The following is an 18548-nucleotide window of genomic DNA, read 5'->3' as shown; positions in this document are numbered from 1 at the left end:
ATGTCGACTACATTACATCATTTATCCGACTATGACGCCAGCAAAGTACCCGATGCCAGTAACATGTGTATTGGCATCGTGGTATCCGAGTGGAATCCTGAAATCACAGGAGCATTACTCGATGGAGCGGTTTCCACGCTCGAAAAGCATGGAGCATTGCCAGAGAACATCCATGTGAAGACGGTGCCAGGCAGTTACGAACTGGTATATGGCGCACACCAAATGGTACTCAATGGCGGCTATGATGCCGTGATTATCTTAGGATGCGTCATTCGAGGCGAAACGCCCCACTTTGATTATATCTGCCAAGGAGTCACCAATGGGATAGCTACCTTAAATAGTAAAAGCGAGATTCCTATTATCTTTGGTCTGCTCACCACTAACGATTTGCAACAAGCCAGAGATAGAAGTGGTGGAAAATTAGGAAACAAAGGCGACGAGTGTGCGGTAGTGGCTATCAAGATGGCAAAGTTTTAACGCACAAATTATGTTTGATAAGCCCATTCCATGATTGTGTTCATGGGCTTATCAATCCACCCACAAATAACCTCTTACCAACCCTACCCTATCATGAAACTATACCAATTGCTTCAAGCTTACGATTTTGACGAACTCATGCCCGTTATCAATGACATGTTTCCTGGCACCAGTAAGTTTCGTCCCGAACTCAAACACGCTTACGATTTGCTACTATCTATGCAGCCAGTAGCATCGAAAAAAGCCATTCGTTACAAGATATTACCGGGCGACACTGCCAATCACTCGTACGTTGGAGCCGAAGATACTTGTTTCAATGCCACGTGGGAGGTATGTTTAGGAAAAGACGTGTCTCGTGAACGTGGGGTGGATCTCAGCGATATTGAATTGGTAGCAAATAGCTTGGTCAACTTATGCTTACAAGCTAAGTATCCCAAAGTGTTCGAAAAGGATCACCAAACACTATTGAAAGGCTGAAAAAACACCTTATCCCTCTTTACCGTTGCCAACTCTCTTTTATATCATTCATCTTGATATAAATCTCGTCATATGTCAACGTAATATCATAGGTGTCTGTCGTTCGGTCAATCGTGTCTATGGCAATAAGCCTCAAATCACCTTCGTAACTCGATACATAGGTCTGATTTGCATCACTGCTCCTTAAATTCTTTGCATCAAGATACTTGGGCAAGGTGATAACTTCGAATGGCTGAGTAATAGAATACAGCAATTTTAGTTGAGGAGTTGCACAACTCTCCAACTCTCCCTCTCCTTTTAATGCAAAGTGTGGATAACCCGAGTAACTACTCCATGTTACTGTCAACGGCTTGTTTTTCAAGAAGAAAGCCGTACGGGAAAGGCGATTACAAACATTGGTTGCGTCTGTACTATCACTTTTTACTACTGTTGACTCCTTCGCATCACTCCAACTCTTTTCAATCGTCCACTGATTAGAATCAACATCCTTTATTTGTAAATGATAATACAGTTTACCATCACCACTTGAAACAGCAGCATCAATTTTCCAATCAGTCGAAGAGGTGTTGAAAAAAGAGATGATATAGAGAATCTGTCCATATTCATTTTTTACCAACATATTATAAAAAAACTGACTGTGCTGTAGGTCACGTTCCCTTAATATTTTAATATTTCTAAAGTAAAGAGCATTGACAGAGTCTCGACCCTCAACAGTGGTTTGCCTTATATATTGTCTAAACATTTGTGTATAGGCAACGATATTCGTCAAACTTTTCATATTTGTTTCCATATATAGATAAGCTGTTCTACCTGCCTTCGTCTTATGCCATTGGTCATAGTCTTCTTCCTCCCTTTGGCATCCTGCCAAGATAGTTGCCATTACCATAAGTATGCTTATAAATAGTTTTGTCTTCATCTGCGTATTGTTTATTTTGTATGTGGTTGTATTACATTTTCCTAACCATGAAGTGCCTCTTGTTTTTTCCCAAGGATGTACTGTTTTCGTATATCTAATTACCAGCGATATCCAACACCTGCCCTTACTAATCCACGGACATTCGTTGTTATTTCACTGAATCCATAAAATTTTGTACCTACCAAGAAACCAAAAATGGTGGCATCTTCTATCATATATGTTTTTGCGGTGTACTCGGAAGCATCATAATGCTTATACAACTGTTTGTTGAATCCTAACGATATGCCGCTATAAAAGCTATATTTTTGGTGTATGCAATAATAGTAGCGCAAACTCCACAATGCAATGAAGTCATGCAAATCTAACTTTCCGTCTTTTTGCGCTGTTAGCGATCGATATCGTTGACACATACTATATCCGTAACACCCCTGTAGACCAACAGCCCAATGTTTGCTGATATGATGAAAAATGTTAACCCAAACCGTTGGACTCGATTTCATTTCATCGATATAAAATTTTCCTGCATGATAATCGTCCATTGGGGTTTCTCGATTTAATAACGATGAGGGATAATTACTATCATAGTCATTTCCATAACTATTGTGCAAAGCGATGCCCACAGAAAGTTCGGTACGCTCGTAGGGATACCCTTTTTGAGGGGTCTCCTGCGCTTGTACGCCCAACCGAATCCCCATGAGTAGTAACATCGTGACTAAATATCTAAACATCTTTTTTGGTATTTATTTTTATTATTTTGAATGCCTTACTGTGTTTATAATGAAGAAAAAGTAAAAATCTTGCATTTCGCATGCAAGATTTTTTTATTTTAACGTTATTAGAGTATAAAACGATTTTGCAAATGAGACCACTCTTCTATCTTTTCATAGGGATATTGTTGACGGCATGTACCTCATACAACGACGACCCGTTAAGCGAATCCTTATATAGCTCAAACAGACAAGTACCGTCCTATTTCGGGAAATATCAGGGCATTTGGACTTATCAAGGGAAGCAAATAGGCTCAGCCCAATTAGAATTAGGTGTACAACAAAGCTACGACTACATTCCTCTTCTGCCTGATGCCAAAGTGGCTATCATGCGCAAATTGGGACTCACCTCGTTTCAAGTCGTACCAACTAACACCTACCATGTACTCTATCAAGAGACAGGCTATTCGGCAACCACCATTTATATGGTGGCACTACCCAGCGATTTCACTTATTCCTTCACGGCGAATGGCAAGAGCCACTTCATTCAAATCATCATTCAAAAAGGGAATGCAGCAAGTGCCTATAACGAACAAAACGAGACTTTCTCATCGGTATTTTACATAGAGGCGGTCAAAGTGGACAACAGTACCATCGTTAACTACAAAGAACCTCAAGCCGTTCAATTTCATACTCTCAAGAAAAGTGCCACTGGTGGAAACTGAAAAACAACTTCTGACAGCCATTCTCAACGGCAACCAGCAAGCCATGCGACAGTTGTACGAGCGCTATTGTGGCTATGCCATGACCGTTGCACTAAGATACATCCCCGATCGTGATGCGGTGCAAGATGTGCTGCAAGACAGTTTTGTCAAAGCCTTTTCTGCCATCCAGCGGTTTAAGTATCGGGGCGAGGGCTCTCTCAAAGCGTGGCTCATGCGCATTGTGGCAAACCAGTCGCTGACCTATCTGCGTGAGAACCAGCGGCTACAGCTTACCAACGACTTGATAGACGTGCCCGATGATGAACGCGAAGATGAGGTAGATACACGACAGCTTCCCATAGATGTGCTGCTAAAAATGATACAACAATTGCCCGATGGGTATCGAACGGTATTCAACTTATTTGTCTTTGAACAAAAAAGTCATCAAGAAATAGCCCATACCTTGGGTATCAAGGAAAATTCGTCAGCCTCACAGTTTTTTCGAGCAAAAAACATGTTGGCTCGCATGATTAACGATTACAAGAGAAAGAGTAACTTATGAAACACGATAATTGGATTGACGACTTACAAAAGCGCATGGCTCAACACCAAGAACCTGTTGAGACCGACTTGTGGACTGGCATCGAAAAACAGCTCACCAACCCTCCATATACCAAACACACAACCCACATCAGGCTGTGGCGTCGATATGCTGCCGCAGCTGTCATCTGTATTGCCTTATTGGGTGGAGCCGCTTATGTGCTGTTTCATCAGCAAACCTCCACACCTTCGCTCGCGGTACAAACGTCTCGACAACCGTCCGCAAATGCCAATCAACAAACCTACATGGAGTCTAAAGCGACTTCTATGGCACAAGAACAGCAACCCACAACTGCTTTAACGCCATTGATAGCAACGACCGGCACAAGCACAAGCCAGTCTTCTGTTGCTGCATCACAAGCCAAGCAGCAAGCACAATGCGAGGAAACCTTACTCGCCAACGTCTCAAAAGATGTTGCCTCGGCTGACAATAGTGGCACCTCCCAACCCTCTATCGAGACATTTTCCACTGCTGAACCTGCCACGCAGCAGCCAAATACGGAGGCACAGAGCGTCACAACAACGCCAACTGCCCAAGCAACGGACAAGCAAGCAGCACAGCGTTCACACACGTACGCAACGCATCACCATACAACAACTTCAGGACACAACTCCACCTTATCCATGAATTTGTATGCCAGCAATGCGCTCATGAGCTATTCTACCAGTAATCCCATTCATGCAGCCCAACCCGTAATGATGTACAATGACTATTTCATGTCAAAAGCCTACACGCTTTTTGCGGATGATGTATCGCCCATCCTGAACCAAACGCATGAGGAAGTAGTACATCATCAACCCATTTCGTTAGGACTTTCATTCAGCATTCCGTTGCACTCTCGTTTATCTATCTCTACAGGAGTGGTATATACCAAACTGCAATCTGACTTTATTCAGACAATGGGCACAACTTGCTTCACGACGCAACAGACGCTCCATTACATAGGCGTGCCCCTGAATATCAGCTACTCGTTTTGGCAAAACAAGCATCTTCGCACTTATGTCATGGCTGGTGGGCAGGTTGACTTCAACGTGAAGGCACAAAACACCAAAGAGGGAGTGACACAAGACATAAAGAAAACCGCCCAGCAATGGTCAACGCAAGCGGCTCTTGGCATACAATACAACGTTACGCCTCATCTTGGAGCCTACTTGGAGCCGGGACTTAAATATTACATTCCGCAACATCAACCACTCAACACGTACTGGAAAGACAAGCCACTACAATTCAACTTGCAAATAGGAGTGCGTTGGCAATATTAGTCTTCAACCGCAAATCCCTCTCCCCCACTACACGCTATCAATTGCACAGCTGCCTGCTATTGCCCACGAGTCATTTAGTGAAGAAAGATATTTGCACCACAAGTGTTTCATTAACATGGTCGTTTGATGCCAAAAACAATCATGATATTTTGTACCAACAACGAATTTAACCAATAAAACGAATCCTATTGTTGGATTCAATGAACGCCAGCGTTCACCCAATGAAACAAATTTAGTAAAACACACAACATATTATTGTTGGCAAATTTGTGCCATTCGAAGAACGCTTGCGTTCATTGCCTTGCTGAGTTTATTTGTTTTATTGGTTTGATTTGTTGTTCAACAATTTTTCCCTTAAACGAATGAGCTGTGTATTTGCACCACAAAACACATTTAAAAGGCAACATAGGTAGAATGAGTGGCACACGATATGGGAGGATTATCAATGCTGAATTTTCTTTACAAAGTGCCTCTGATAACTCGCGTGTAAATCACCAACAGCAAAGTGGGTCGCAAATACGCGAATTATGAGCAAGGTTTGTAATCCATTGTTATTTAGATTGTTACGCTTTTGCCACCACTCTTCTTTCCTATTTTTACCGTCTTTTGACAGCTAAAGCATTGAGATAAGCCTGTTATTTGCATGCTTTAATGGGGTTGAAGCATGTGAATAACACCTCTAAAACATGTTTCCAAGACCATAAACTCAATGTTCCAGCCTCAAGAGACGTCTCTTTTGTTAAAATCAGCGTATTTTTGTCCATCACCTGCCTATTAAATTTTTCTATTTTGAAGATTTTAGATGGTCGTTTTTTGGTAAAATAATAGGACAAAAACTACAAATGCCTTGATTAAAAATGACAAAAATTCTGTTGTGATACATCAGTCATCATGCCGCATGCCATAGTTCACAAAATTGTTGTCAAGTCTCGCTATAAGCTTTATTCTATTTTTCCTGTCCGCAACTCCTGCTGTAAGTACGAGAATACGTAACCCACACTTTGGTAATACAACCGCGTCTTGTCATTGAGCAGCTTCTGGTATGTCTCCGAGTTAAAAACCATATTCAATGCCTGCTCCATGCTAAGAGTAGAATCCTGGTCCATTAGCAGACTGGCGAGATCTCTCGCCATTTCATTTTTCATCTCTTCTGTCTCACTCATAGCTTCTTTAGATGTTTGATAGCTTGTTCTGTACCAAAAAAATATTGAATAGTAACACCTTTCATATATTTCAGATTCTTAACTAGCGTTTTCATATCAATATCGTGGTTACGGAAACGCCAAAGTTGGCGTCCTACACGGTCATTGGCTATTGGTCCGACTACGATATCATAGTCGTGTACGTATTCATTGCCGTTTCGATTGGACAGAATAAACTTAGCCCATTCCTCCGTGTAGTTGTCAAAGCGTTTTACTCGTAGCGCACCACTATCAAGCAGCGCTTCGTCAAAATCATATTCAAGAACGATAGCTTCACCTCCTGTCAGCTCCACCCGTGCGGCTGCCAGTTCTTCTGCCTGCCTTCGGTTATCCGACAAGTAGAAGCCCTTCCCAAAGTCCTTGTTAGGTCTTGATTTCGTCAGGTCGATGTTGTCAAAATCCACGTTTGTGCCATGATAGAGTCTCATCCCAATTGCCCTCCCATTCTTTTGCATAATCCAGCGATGTCGTCCACCATACTTTCAAACGACTGCGTGTGTACAAAACCGTAATGCTTGTCAATGAAGTCAATACCCTTGAAACGGCTCAGATAGCCAAAAGCCTGTTTCATCGTCAGACCAAACTTCTTACTGAACTCATGAATGAATATCATCGTCCATTCCAATTTTTCTTCCTTGCTGTATTCCATAGTGCGTTCTCCTTATTTATATTGTTCGGGGAAGAATTGCCTGATATATTCTCGTTGGAGCATTATTTCTCATCTTATTTGTCACAAAGATAACGAATTAGTAAACAATGCCAATTTTTTTGCCGATAAATTTATATAAAAGTCACAAACAGCTTGCAGACTTCCTCTACTTGTTAAAATCTTCCGCATACCTGATTCTGTCCAAAAAGAGGTAGTAATTAACTGACTTATACTGTGTTGACAGTCCCAGGAAGGATTCTTTTCTTACAAAGAAGGCTATAGATAAGTTTTAGCGGACAGCAATAATACTAAAAAATGCTTTCCTGCGTTTTATATTCAACCTCATGCAGGGGCGTCTTACTATTAAATAAAGATGAAAAATTAAAACGAAAGTACATCATGGAATATATGTCGCAAGAAGGCTACGACAAGTTAGTGGCTGAATTAAAACAACTTGAAACGATAGAACTACCACGAGTTAGAGACGCCATAGCGGAGGCGCGAGACAAAGGCGACTTGAGCGAAAACTTCGAATATCATGCTGCCAAACGCGAACAAGGTCGCTTGCTGAGCCGAATAAGATTTAAGCAGAAAGTCTTGGAGTTTGCTCGTGTGATTGACACCTCTCGTTTGTCAGCCGATAAAGTAGGATTGCTAAGCAAAGTGACGATAACAAATTTAGGAAACAAAGCCAAGATGACCTATCGCATTGTAAGCGCACACGAAGCTAATATGCGAGAAGGAAAGATATCTATTCACTCTCCCATTGCCCAAGCTTTGTTAGACAAGAAGCAAGGAGATGAGGTAACGGTACGTGTGCCAGCTGGTACTATCACTCTTCACATTGACGAGGTAGAACTATAAAAGAATTGATGCGGTTGGAGTCTTTTCTACTTTCTGCACTCATGACTACTTTTTCGGTTAGCTTTTACAGCTTGGATAAATGGATTTATCTTGTGTAGAAATAGCAATTAAACTGATAGCCACTTGAGAAAACACAAGAACACGATTAGAAAGGTAAACCCACCGCAAAGTGGAAAGCGAAGTCGTGTTTAAGATTAGGGTGCAAAAAAGCATAATGCTCCTCATTGCTTGTATAAGCTGGATTGATGGCTTTCATGCCCATGTCAAATCGAAGGATGAAATAACCGAAATTCAATCGAAGTCCCAAACCATAAGCCACTGCTATCTGTTTATAAAATTGGTCTAATTTGAACTGCCCCCCAGGCTGCTCCTCATAGGCTCGCAAAGTCCAAATATTGCCTGCATCGATAAAGGCAGCGCCATTCAGTTTCCAAAACAGCTTGGTGCGAAACTCTGCATTCATATCCAACTTCATGTCACCAGTCTGGTTGATGAAATCAATGCGTCCATCTGTTCCTCTAAAACTTCCCGGCCCAAGCTCGCGAACACTCCACCCTCTCACCGAGTTGGCACCTCCAGAAAAATATCGCTTCTCGAAAGGCAACACTTTTGAATTGCCATAAGGATAAGCAATGCCGAGACCTACATGCAATGCTAACGAATTATTGGGGTCGAATGCTATCAAACGAGTATAAGCAATGTCGCCTTTGACAAATTGCGCAAAGGCGGTATTAAACAGCTTGTATTGTCCCTCCTCATTCTTTTTGAACCCCAAGGGCTTTGCCACTCCACCTAAGATGTTGCCCACCGTCTCAATATTGGCAATGACAGCATGCTGACCATCATTATAGGTGACCCCAAAACCTATCTTCATGAGAAGCAGATTTTCATAATTATATCTCAAAATGGCATTTCGATTACTCACACTGTCCAAATAGTCTCGCTTGAAAGTTTCCGAAATCCAAGGCATGTGGACATAGTTCAAATCTATCAAATCTAAACGATAGGACAAGTGATGATGAGGCTCACTCCAGCGATACCTAAAGGCAGAAGAAAAGACACGCCGATGAAACTCTGGTCGGTTCTGCAAGTTATAACTCAACGAAATTTCGGAAGAAGCACTCCGTTGCCGACGAAAAGAATGGGAAAGGAAAGGTGCCAAAAATCGTGGAAACAGAATTTTTGCCTCTGCATTATATTCTTGATAATCTTGATCATTGTAACCTTCTAACCCCGTGATGGCCTCAAAGGCTCCTCGTAACTGGAGACTCAACACCTCACTCCCTCGAAAAAGGTTTCTATTCTCGTAAGTGAACAGCACAGCGGCTCCCAAATCACCTGCCGTGTTGGTACCTTTAGGCTGAAAAGAGATGGTTCTTGGCTTTTGTTGACTTAACTGAATGTCACAGTCAAGCAAGGTAGTATCGGGTAATTCCCGAAATCTTATATTGGTATATTGGATAGCTTGTAGTTTTGCAAAGTTAAGATAGGTTTGCTGAAGTTTGCTCGCAGAGAACGGTTCCCCTTCAATGAGGGCAGTATTATACATTAAAACAGAAGGGCGCAGATTGATTTTTGTGCTGTCTTTCGAGGTATAGTAAATCGCTCTAATGGTGTAGCGTGGATGATTGGTGATAGGGGCATCACTATTGGCACGATATTTTAACAGCTTGACTATCAGATTCACTCCCGTTCGCTGACGAGTGGAATCTGCCTCAAATACGATAAAGTCCTTATGAAATTTATAGAACCCACTATCCAATAATAGTTTGGTGATTCGCTCACGTTCTTCGTCTAAACGATCGACAGTAAAGCGCGAACCAGCTTTTAGACCCAACGCAGCATTCTGGGGTCTATCCAATGCCAAAACTCGCTGAATTTGTTGGTCTTGAATGTCGTAGGTTACACTGTTGATATAATAAGGTTTTCCAGGGTGAAGCGTGTAAATAGCCGTTAGCGACTTGCCCTTGGTTTTCACATCAAAAGACACTTCTGCATGCATATAACCCGCATTTTGCAGTGCCGTCTTCAAATCTTTTTGGGACAGACGTGCCTGTAACGTGTCAAAAATAACAGGTTTTTCACCAATCTTTTGTAACGTCCTGTTCACCCATTTCGTGGTATCTCGACCCGAAAGCGCATAAGTTCCCATTGGAATTTTGAAAAGAGAGAACCACTTGGAGTTGGCTTTCTGGCGAATGTATGGCTCCAATGAAGCTGCATCAAATCCTTTTTGATCGGACTTGATTTGCACCTCTTCCAGCAAATATTCATTTTGTGGCACAAAACGTGTTGAGGAACAACTGGTTATCAAAATGAATATAGCAAAATATATCGCTAATCTAATCTGTTTCAAGAGTTGCATGATTGATGTTCTTGTTCGCTTTCAAATCAGGTTTTCTAAACATGAGGGAAAGAAGCCACGTGTAGAGAATGAATGCAAATGTAGATAAAATTCCCGAATTATAAGTCAGTTGGAACAAAAAGTATGTATAACTTTGACGGCAACCTCGTTGAGTTTGAACAGAATAGACTGATACTGAAGCAGCATTTTCAATGCTCTTATCTTAACTTCTTCGTCAAGGTGCTGCCATGAAGGGTTTTCACCCGCACTACAACCACTTGCTTAGAAGGAACGTGCAACCTCACCGTATGTTGTCCGTGGGCATCGGAGGCGGCAATCAGGGTTCCGTCGAGTGCGAACACCTGCACATGTGCCAAGTCCTCACCCTGCACGTCAATCCAGTTACCACCTCTCACCATGCGTAGCGAGCTTTGTGTTGCGTCTATATGTGCGGTCTCGCCAGGATAATTATTGTAAATACTGTTCGTAAACGACACTTCAAAGGGAGCGCAATTCTCGTTCCACAAATCACACTCCACACCGTCTACCATGCCCATCAACGCCAATCGGTAGGTACGGTTGTTGATGACGCATAAGTTATCATTGTTCTTCAACCATCCTGTAACAAATATTTCATCATCCCCTCCACCTAACAAGTTGTATTGCTTTTGAGCATTGCTGCCCAAGGATATGCGTCGCTGAGTTTTCGTATCAATCAAGCAAAGCGTCAATGTGCCGTTGTAGGTGGCTTGAGGTGCGAGCGTCATCACCACTCCTATCTTGAGCAATGGATTGCCACTGAGGTCTACGTTCGTGGGCGGTATGGAAGAGCCACTGTTGTCTTGCACCATTCCTTGGAGTTTTACGAAAAGCTTGTCGCTGGGCTTAGCGGCCTCCACTTGCAACGTAGACGGCTCGTTGCCATGCACCATGCCCACCGTGGCAATGTTGCCGGCATCATATTGCTTGATTACCTCCACCCTCAGTTTGTATTCCTTGGACTGCAGATGGTCGGGCAAGTGCATGTCCACCCTTACCTCGGTCTCGGCAAACATCTCAAAATCCACAGCCTCTACAGTTTGTCCCATAGCAACCACATGAGTGTCATCATCTACGAGCGACACCTTCACCGTACCATCGAAAGGCGTACCTGTGAGTTTGCGTATGCTCAAACACAGCATAGTTTTGTTGCCGGCAGTACACGGTTTGAGCGTATAGGGATGTGATGCCAATGCGAAAGGTGCCTTGTCATCGGGTTTCTCAAATAGGCGCACATCGTTGCCTTGCACCTGAAAGGCTATGCGTGGTGCCGTTTTCATCTTGCACCATGCCCCATAGGTGGCATTATTTTTAATACTGGCGCATACAGCCTGCAAATAGTAGCGTCCATCGACAAGGTCTTTAAGATTCATCGTAAACGTGCAAGCATCATCAATCAGCTGTCCCGATTGCAGCACGCCACCATTGTACTTGCCGCGCTCTGCGGTGTATCCGCCTTTGTCGTGCCATTCCGATGGCACTACTTTTAGTTGTTCGCCCTGCTCGTTGTACACGCCCAAACCAATATCTCCGGCAAACGTTCCGTCGGCTTGGTTCTTAAAGTATTGATAGCTAACCGTCACAGGCTGCTGTTTGTTGGTGGGCATGTTGCCAACTACGGTCATGTTGCCCTCCGAGTTGAAACATAAATTGGGGGCATCGTCAGCAAGTTCGGCATCAATGGGTGCGCTTTCAGGCTTATTGGGATGCACCAAGACAATCTGCACCTGCTTGTTGAAGGAGAGCGGTTTACCGCCAAACTCCTGCCCTGTAGTGGAAAGATTGAGTGCTGTGACGGAGAAGTAGCCATCGCCACCGCCTCCCCAACCAAAGTTCATGTGAAACAGGTTGTCCTTATCCACACCGTCTACCACCCATGCGTGTCCGCTACCGCCCGACTTCACACTGCCGCTAATGTACACGGGGAAGCCGTTTTCTATCTCTTTGCGCAATATCTGGGTGAAAGCAGCTGCACCCTCATCAGACTTGTTGAGCATGGAGGTGGAATAATTGAAATACGTTTGCAGTGCCTTGGCAGCCATAAAGGTTTGTGCACCGCTGGATGTAGAGGTGTACTGCATGTTCACCGACACGCCCACATCACGCATGAGCAGCGCCACGGCATCGCAAGCCTTCGCATCGGCAAGTGCCATGTGTGTGTTGTATTTGGGCAACATCTTGTCCCATTGGTATACCGACTGACTGAAGTCCACGTTCATCGTGCGGTTGTCAGAGCGCACTACATACGAGTAGCTGCCCTTTCCACGCTCCGGCCAGCGGTGATAATACATGATTTGTGCCACTGCCGTAGCCACGCATCCTGTGTAGTTGTACCCCGTAAGACGACTGTAAGGGTCGTCTTGATTCCATTCCGTTGTGAGCAACGGAGCCACCTCCTTTCGGTAAGGAGGCGTAGTGGTAACGGTAGCTCTTGTGCTGGGTTGTCTTTGTATTTGGTGAAAGGCGTCACGATAGGCACTCAGCAAGAATTTAAGTTCCTCGCTTGCACGCAACGTGTCGAGCGTTCCTGTGTGCGAGTAACCCAACACTTGTCCCATGTCATCATCGCCTGCCACTACTACGAAACCTCGTCCGTGACGGTCGTTGTAAATATAATAAGGTGGGGTACCATGCGAAGCCCTCGTTGCAGGACGTTCCGAAAGGTTCACATTGACATATTTGCGGGCAATGCTTATCGACTTGTCCACTGTTACTATCTTGCCCAAGGTGGGAATGCTCACCGTCGCAGCAAGCACAATGCCCCATAAGGTGGGGCTTAACCATCTTTTAATTTTCATTTTGTTAGTCTTGTTTGGTTTGAACTACGAAAGTATGATACAAAGCCACTAACCACACCGACAATACAAAAGGTACGGTGAGCGTGACAAACCCCATGTGCAAACCTGCATACTGCATCAGCAACGAGAGTAGCAGGGCTATCAATGCTTTGACGTAAGTACACGAGCCAACGCCAAGAATGTTGGCGACTGCCAAAACCGCAAGTATGGCATTGTAGCCATACATACCGTTGTTCACCGAGGTGGTACCGACACCCGGCACACACACCACGGCGAGACACAGCGCACAGGCGACAAGCGACTCCACGCCCATCTTGCGTGAATTGACACAAATAGCAAGAAGAAACAACAAACCAGTGAGCAGGTTGTTGCCTTGAAGCATGATTTGTCCAAAGCTCAGTGAGGCGGCTCTAATCAGCGAGAAACTTTCCGCAGTATCGGCAGCTGTCGTTGCTGGCAGCTGTAACTGGGGAAAAACGTGACTCAACAGCAGCATCGCCCAGGTGATGAGTACGAAGGGTGCGGTGAGCGCAGGGACAAGCCGTTGCCGCTCGAACAGTTGCGTCACCAGCACAGACAGCACACATGACACTACCATGAGCAAAACAGAGGCGGCATGGATGGGCATGAAACAGGGCACGGCAATACCTACCAGCGCAGCGTTGAAGCCATACAAGCCGTCGCGGATGCGCCCCCCGTCATATCGAAGGGCAACAGCCGTACATGTGCCAATAGCACTTCCAGCCAAGGCAAACAAGCACATGAGGAGGGAGTTGCAAGCAATACCTGCAAGCATCAGTGCACCCGACAGCGCATTGCCTTGAAACATCACTTGTCCCACACCACGGAATATACTTTTCATCATCTGCATTGAGTTGTCACTTAAGAAGTGTTTTTGTTCGTTTCAGCGCACAAAATTACGTAAAAGTTACAATATATACGTAAAAGAGAACTAAAAAACGGGAATATAATCCTTAATGACTCTCCTTGTTCACGAAATAGGAGTAAAAGTGTACATTTTATTGTTGAATATTTCATTACGCTTCCTTTTTCTCAATTTTTCTTTGTAATATTGTAGTTCCAATAACCAAACGTTGATAATTAAAACCTACTTTATGATGAAATTGAGAACTATCATTTTGTGTTTATTCGCATCTTTGGGGCTTTCTTCCATGGCAGACAACCAGCTGCTTGAAGGCTTTGAATATGGAAATGCGTCTTCACCAACGGGGAAGGAATGGCAATCGCCAGAGCAATTGAGCTATAATAAGTTGCAACCGCGTGCCAATTTTGCATCTTTCGCCACCGTAGAAGAAGCTCGTAAGTTCCTTCCAGAAAATTCGTCTTATAGAATGAGCTTGGATGGGGAATGGAAATTTCATTTTTCTAAAAACCCAGACGAACGCCCAGTCGACTTTTATAAAACGAGTTATTCTACTCAAAACTGGGATAATATCAAAGTTCCAAGCTCTTGGAATTTGCAAGGTCTCCAAAAAGATGGAAGTTTGAAATACGGTGTGCCCATTTATGTGAACCAGTGGGTGATTTTCAAATACAATATAGCTGTTGACGACTGGCGCCTTGGAGTGATGCGAGAGCCGCCCAAGAACTATACCACGTACAAATATCGCAATGAAGTGGGCTCGTATAAGCGCACATTTACCATTCCCAACCAATGGGATGGGTGCGAGGTGTTTGTGTCGTTTGACGGTGTTGACAGCTTCTTTTATCTCTGGATAAATGGGCAATATGTCGGGTTCTCAAAGAACTCACGTGATGCAGCTCGCTTTGACATCTCACCTTATGTACATGCTGGAAAGAACGATATTGCCGTCGAAGTATATCGCTCCAGTGATGGATCGTTCCTTGAGGCTCAAGACATGTTTCGTTTACCGGGCATCTTCCGCAGTGTCGCCGTATATGCAACGCCAAAAGTTCACATCCAGAACTTAGTAGTGAAGCCAACTTTCAAAAATGGCAAGGGAGTATTAAACATTGTAACAACGGTAGAAAACTTGAACAAGAAAGCTGCCAAGAACTACAACATTTCGTATCAATTGTACGAAAACAAATTGTTTGGTGACGAAAACAAATTGGTTTCCACCATGTTGGCGAGCCAGCCAATGAACCTAAAGAGTGGCGCTTGTATGTCGGTGAACGATGATTTTGAGTTCAATAATATCAAGCCATGGACACCCGAAGAACCCAATGTCTATGTTTTGGTGGCGTTACTGAAGGATAAGAAAAATAAGGTAGCAGAGGTTGTGAGTGTTCAAACAGGCTTCCGCACCGTAGAAATCAAGGACACACCCGCCAGTGCAGACGAATTTAACATGGCTGGGCGATACTTTTATATCAATGACCAACCGCTGAAGTTGAAGGGGGTAAATCGCCATGACACCAACCCTACAACAGGTCATGCTATTTCACGCGAACAGATGTTTCAGGAAATCATGATGATGAAGCGAGCCAACATCAACCACGTGAGAACATCGCACTATCCCAACGACCCTTATTTTTATTATCTATGCAATAAATATGGTATCGTTCTCGAAAGCGAAGCGAACATCGAAAGCCATGAGTATTTTTATGGAAAAGAGTCGCTTTCTCATCCAAAGGAATGGCGCAAGGCGCATGTGGCAAGGGTGATGGAGATGATACAATCGTTTATCAACGAACCCAGCATTGCTATTTGGAGCTTAGGGAACGAAGCAGGACCGGGGAAAAACTTTGTGGCAGCATACCAAGCACTGAAGGCATTCGACACTACTCGACCGGTCCAATACGAGCGCAATAATGACATTGTAGACATGGGGTCGAATCAATACCCCTCTATAGACTGGGTTCGAACAGCTGTGAAGGGGAAGATGAACATCAAATACCCCTTCCATATCTCTGAATATGCACACTCCATGGGTAATGCAGTGGGCAATTTGCAAGATTATTGGGACGCTATCGAATCGTCTAATTACTTCATGGGAGGTGCTATCTGGGACTGGATTGACCAAAGTATGTACAACTATACCAAGGACGGTCAACGCTATTTGGCTTATGGTGGCGACTTTGGAGACACGCCCAACGATGGACAATTTGTGATGAATGGCATCATCTTTGGAGATATGAAACCTAAACCACAATATTTTGAGGTTAAAAAGGTTTACCAAAATGTAGGAATTACATGGGCAGAGGGTCAGACAGACGTGCTGGATATCTTCAACAAGAATTATTATTCCGATGATTTGTCTTCCTACAATGTTGGTTGGACGCTATATGAGGACGGCATAGAAGTAAAACATGGTGTCATCAACTTGGGCAAGGTACAGCCACGTCACCATCAACTGGTACAGCTCACAGGACTTCGAGAGTCGTTGGACGCCAACAAGAATTATCAACTCATCGTGCGCTTCCAATTGAAAGAAGACATGCCATGGGCTAAGGCGGGATATATTCAAGCCGACCAACAGTTAGAAGTTCAGAAAGCACAACAACGTCCGCTCTTAACTTCTACCATTGGTGTGTCTCAACAAGCACCAAAAGTAAACGAACAAGCTACCCAAATTACCGTCACAGGCAAGAACTTCTCTGTAGCATTCGACAAAGCCAAAGGCTCTATTTGCCGTTTGTCCTACCAAGGCAAGCCCATTATCAAAGAGGACAACGGACCTCAATTGGATGCGTTCCGTGCATGGGTGAACAATGACAACTGGGCTTATCAGGCATGGTATGAGAATGGACTCCACGACTTACAGCACAAGGCGTTAAGCTATAAGATGGTAAAACATAAAGATGCTACCATATCCCTCTATTTCAATATAGAGAGCCAAGGCGCACATTGTGCAAAACTGGAGGGTGCTGATAAGAACTGGAAGAAGCTCGTGGAACAGGATAAACGACCTGATTTCAAATTTACGACTGATGTCATTTATACCATCTATCCAGACGGAAGCATTGAAAGTCAAAGCAGCATCTCTTCCAATCGCCCACAACTCACACTTCCACGATTGGGATATGTGCTAAAACTGCCTTCAAGTTTCCGCAAAATGATGTACAATGGGCGTGGACCTGTGGGCAATTATCCCGACCGCAAGACTTCACAGCACATCGGTATCTATACCCAACCGGATGTAAACAACGAAATGGTTAGCTTCCCGAAACCACAGGATATGGCGAACCACTTAGATACTCGCTGGGTTGCACTGCAGAGCGAAGACGGACAAGGTGTACTCTTTGCAAGTACCAACGAGCAAGGAATGGTCTTCTCTGCCCTTCCCTACTCTGCTCAACAATTGGCAATGGCAAATCATCCACACGAACTACCCACTTCTGACGGTATCTATCTACACCTCGATGTCGCTATCACAGGACTGGGAGGAAATAGCTGTGGACAAGGTGGACCATTAGAGAAAGACAGAGTGAAGGCTGGTACGCACACATTTGGTTACGTGATACGTCCTATCCAAGATATGAGCAAGGAACACTTAAATGCCATGGGACTCATCCGTTCATCATCAGAATTGCCGCTAACCATGGTGCGCAACAATACGGGAATGGTAACTATTAGTAGTCAACACCCCACTACTATCTATTACCAACTCAACGGAAAGGGAAAAGCCCTAAAATATACAAACGCCTTTGCCCTACCCCAAGGAGGACAAGTCACTGCATGGCAAAGCGGTTCTGCACTTCGATATACACAGAAGTTCGAGAAAATGAAAAACGTTCCTGTGACGTTGAAGTTTGCATCCAGCGTAGAAAGCGGTGAGGGAGACGCAGAACACCTCATTGATGGTAATCCAAATACGTATTGGCACACCATGTACAGCGTTACTGTGGCAAACTATCCGCACTGGTTTGAATTGGATGGAGGAGCCGTCAAGACAATGACCGGCTTTACTTACCTGCCTCGCCAAGATTCATGGAATGGACTGGTAAAGGACTATCGTGTCGAAGTTAGCCAAGACGGAAAGACGTGGACGCAAATAGGAAGTGACGGAACATTCCCAAAAACAAAAGCACTACAGCGAGTAATGTTTAACAAGCCCGTCAAAGCACGTTATCTCCGCTTCACCGCACTTCATTCACACGATGGACAAGACTTTGCTACTTGTGCAGAATTTACAATTCTCAACTAAGTTGCAGGCAATGCCCTAACCAACTGAACATCGAATACGAATCCGACAGTTGGAATCTATGAACGCTAACGTTCTTCGAAAGAAACAGCTCTGCCGACATCAACACGCTGTGTGTCGCTGCCAAATCCGTTTCGTTCGGTGAACGTTAGCGTTCATTAGTTTCAAGCTATGCAAAGACCCTTTCTTTTCAACAGCACGGCTACGTTCTTTGGTTTCTTGATATCGCACGCATATTTTCGTTTTTCTGTTGATTTCGTTGTGCATTTCTTCAACGCTGTTTACAACCTCAAAATCTCACTTTGAGACCTCTGCAAAACTCATTGTTCAAAGTTTGCTCATTTCATCATATTTTTGTACCTTTATAGTATGAAACAAC

15 protein-coding genes are annotated in these 18548 nt (G+C 44.0%); 7 read left to right on the top strand and 8 right to left on the bottom strand.

The window, feature by feature from the left end:
- Complete coding sequence (ribH, locus tag DEM91_RS05885; protein ID WP_249858310.1) at positions 1 to 477, top strand: 6,7-dimethyl-8-ribityllumazine synthase; 477 nt, start codon at positions 1 to 3, stop codon at positions 475 to 477.
- A 93-nt stretch (positions 478 to 570) separates the two neighbouring features.
- Positions 571 to 954 carry a hypothetical protein gene (locus tag DEM91_RS05880; RefSeq protein WP_036928646.1) on the top strand — a complete coding sequence of 128 codons (384 nt, stop codon included), beginning with the start codon at positions 571 to 573 and terminating at the stop codon, positions 952 to 954.
- A 19-nt stretch (positions 955 to 973) separates the two neighbouring features.
- Here the strand turns inward: DEM91_RS05880 and DEM91_RS05875 are convergent, their stop codons facing one another.
- Both DEM91_RS05875 and DEM91_RS05870 read right to left on the bottom strand, forming a co-directional pair.
- On the bottom strand, positions 974 to 1870 hold the full coding sequence (locus tag DEM91_RS05875; RefSeq protein ID WP_249858309.1) for a hypothetical protein: 897 nt from the start codon (positions 1868 to 1870) through the stop codon (positions 974 to 976).
- A gap of 98 nt (positions 1871 to 1968) precedes the next feature.
- Complete coding sequence (locus DEM91_RS05870) at positions 1969 to 2598, bottom strand: hypothetical protein (protein WP_249858308.1); 630 nt, start codon at positions 2596 to 2598, stop codon at positions 1969 to 1971.
- Positions 2599 to 2729: 131 nt separating this feature from the next.
- On the opposite strand from DEM91_RS05870, the gene DEM91_RS05865 reads away from it, so the two are divergent.
- From DEM91_RS05865 to DEM91_RS05855, 3 genes are read left to right on the top strand one after another with little or no spacing between them, the layout of a single operon-like run.
- Positions 2730 to 3302, top strand: a complete 573-nt coding sequence (locus DEM91_RS05865) for a hypothetical protein (protein WP_249858307.1) — start codon at positions 2730 to 2732, stop codon at positions 3300 to 3302.
- Positions 3292 to 3843, top strand: coding sequence for an RNA polymerase sigma factor (locus DEM91_RS05860; protein ID WP_249858306.1), 552 nt, complete (start codon positions 3292 to 3294; stop codon positions 3841 to 3843). Before DEM91_RS05865 ends, DEM91_RS05860 begins: the two co-directional genes overlap by 11 nt.
- Positions 3840 to 5144, top strand: coding sequence for an outer membrane beta-barrel protein (locus tag DEM91_RS05855; protein WP_249858305.1), 1305 nt, complete (start codon positions 3840 to 3842; stop codon positions 5142 to 5144). Before DEM91_RS05860 ends, DEM91_RS05855 begins: the two co-directional genes overlap by 4 nt.
- Positions 5145 to 6085: 941 nt before the next feature.
- On the opposite strand, the gene DEM91_RS05850 is transcribed toward DEM91_RS05855, so the two are convergent.
- Genes DEM91_RS05850 through DEM91_RS05840 form a run of 3 tightly spaced genes read right to left on the bottom strand, consistent with a single transcriptional unit; the run spans position 6086 to position 6995 of the window.
- Positions 6086 to 6307 (bottom strand): hypothetical protein, encoded by a 222-nt coding sequence (locus DEM91_RS05850; protein ID WP_249858304.1) that lies wholly within the window; start codon positions 6305 to 6307, stop codon positions 6086 to 6088.
- A complete protein-coding gene (locus DEM91_RS05845; protein WP_249858303.1) occupies positions 6304 to 6774 on the bottom strand; it encodes a DUF3990 domain-containing protein in 471 nt (156 codons plus the stop codon). Before DEM91_RS05845 ends, DEM91_RS05850 begins: the two co-directional genes overlap by 4 nt.
- Positions 6771 to 6995 (bottom strand): DUF3791 domain-containing protein, encoded by a 225-nt coding sequence (locus tag DEM91_RS05840; protein ID WP_249858302.1) that lies wholly within the window; start codon positions 6993 to 6995, stop codon positions 6771 to 6773. The genes DEM91_RS05845 and DEM91_RS05840 overlap by 4 nt, the downstream gene beginning before the upstream one ends.
- A gap of 399 nt (positions 6996 to 7394) precedes the next feature.
- Here DEM91_RS05840 and greA point away from each other — a divergent pair, with 399 nt between their 5' ends.
- On the top strand, positions 7395 to 7859 hold the full coding sequence (gene greA, locus DEM91_RS05835) for a transcription elongation factor GreA (RefSeq protein WP_008125714.1): 465 nt from the start codon (positions 7395 to 7397) through the stop codon (positions 7857 to 7859).
- Between the two features lie 145 nt (positions 7860 to 8004).
- Here greA and DEM91_RS05830 read toward each other — a convergent pair whose 3' ends face one another.
- From DEM91_RS05830 to DEM91_RS05820, 3 genes are all read right to left on the bottom strand, one after another.
- Positions 8005 to 10224, bottom strand: coding sequence for a BamA/TamA family outer membrane protein (locus tag DEM91_RS05830; protein ID WP_249858301.1), 2220 nt, complete (start codon positions 10222 to 10224; stop codon positions 8005 to 8007).
- Positions 10225 to 10421: 197 nt separating this feature from the next.
- Positions 10422 to 13040 (bottom strand): C10 family peptidase, encoded by a 2619-nt coding sequence (locus tag DEM91_RS05825; RefSeq protein ID WP_249858300.1) that lies wholly within the window; start codon positions 13038 to 13040, stop codon positions 10422 to 10424.
- Between the two features lie 4 nt (positions 13041 to 13044).
- Positions 13045 to 13905, bottom strand: coding sequence for an urea transporter (locus tag DEM91_RS05820; RefSeq protein WP_249858299.1), 861 nt, complete (start codon positions 13903 to 13905; stop codon positions 13045 to 13047).
- A 250-nt stretch (positions 13906 to 14155) separates the two neighbouring features.
- Between DEM91_RS05820 and DEM91_RS05815 the strand changes: the two genes are divergently transcribed.
- Positions 14156 to 18172, top strand: a complete 4017-nt coding sequence (locus tag DEM91_RS05815) for a glycoside hydrolase family 2 TIM barrel-domain containing protein (RefSeq protein ID WP_249858298.1) — start codon at positions 14156 to 14158, stop codon at positions 18170 to 18172.
- Positions 18173 to 18548 lie beyond the last annotated feature (376 nt).

The sequence above is a fragment of the Prevotella sp. TCVGH genome, assembly GCF_023522295.1.
Lineage (GTDB): Bacteria > Bacteroidota > Bacteroidia > Bacteroidales > Bacteroidaceae > Prevotella > Prevotella timonensis.
This window is presented reverse-complemented; position numbering and strand designations above follow the sequence as displayed.

Bases quoted from the DNA above. Each gene is read 5' to 3' on its own strand.
- DEM91_RS05850 (WP_249858304.1), bottom strand. From the start codon at position 6,307: ATGAGTGAGACAGAAGAGATGAAAAATGAAATGGCGAGAGATCTCGCC.
- DEM91_RS05825 (WP_249858300.1), bottom strand. From the start codon at position 13,040: ATGAAAATTAAAAGATGGTTAAGCCCCACCTTATGGGGCATTGTGCTT.
- DEM91_RS05855 (WP_249858305.1), top strand. From the start codon at position 3,840: ATGAAACACGATAATTGGATTGACGACTTACAAAAGCGCATGGCTCAA.
- DEM91_RS05880 (WP_036928646.1), top strand. From the start codon at position 571: ATGAAACTATACCAATTGCTTCAAGCTTACGATTTTGACGAACTCATG.
- DEM91_RS05865 (WP_249858307.1), top strand. From the start codon at position 2,730: ATGAGACCACTCTTCTATCTTTTCATAGGGATATTGTTGACGGCATGT.
- DEM91_RS05845 (WP_249858303.1), bottom strand. From the start codon at position 6,774: ATGAGACTCTATCATGGCACAAACGTGGATTTTGACAACATCGACCTG.
- DEM91_RS05875 (WP_249858309.1), bottom strand. From the start codon at position 1,870: ATGAAGACAAAACTATTTATAAGCATACTTATGGTAATGGCAACTATC.
- DEM91_RS05820 (WP_249858299.1), bottom strand. From the start codon at position 13,905: ATGATGAAAAGTATATTCCGTGGTGTGGGACAAGTGATGTTTCAAGGC.
- DEM91_RS05815 (WP_249858298.1), top strand. From the start codon at position 14,156: ATGATGAAATTGAGAACTATCATTTTGTGTTTATTCGCATCTTTGGGG.
- DEM91_RS05830 (WP_249858301.1), bottom strand. From the start codon at position 10,224: ATGCAACTCTTGAAACAGATTAGATTAGCGATATATTTTGCTATATTC.
- DEM91_RS05870 (WP_249858308.1), bottom strand. From the start codon at position 2,598: ATGTTTAGATATTTAGTCACGATGTTACTACTCATGGGGATTCGGTTG.
- greA (WP_008125714.1), top strand. From the start codon at position 7,395: ATGGAATATATGTCGCAAGAAGGCTACGACAAGTTAGTGGCTGAATTA.
- ribH (WP_249858310.1), top strand. From the start codon at position 1: ATGTCGACTACATTACATCATTTATCCGACTATGACGCCAGCAAAGTA.
- DEM91_RS05840 (WP_249858302.1), bottom strand. From the start codon at position 6,995: ATGGAATACAGCAAGGAAGAAAAATTGGAATGGACGATGATATTCATT.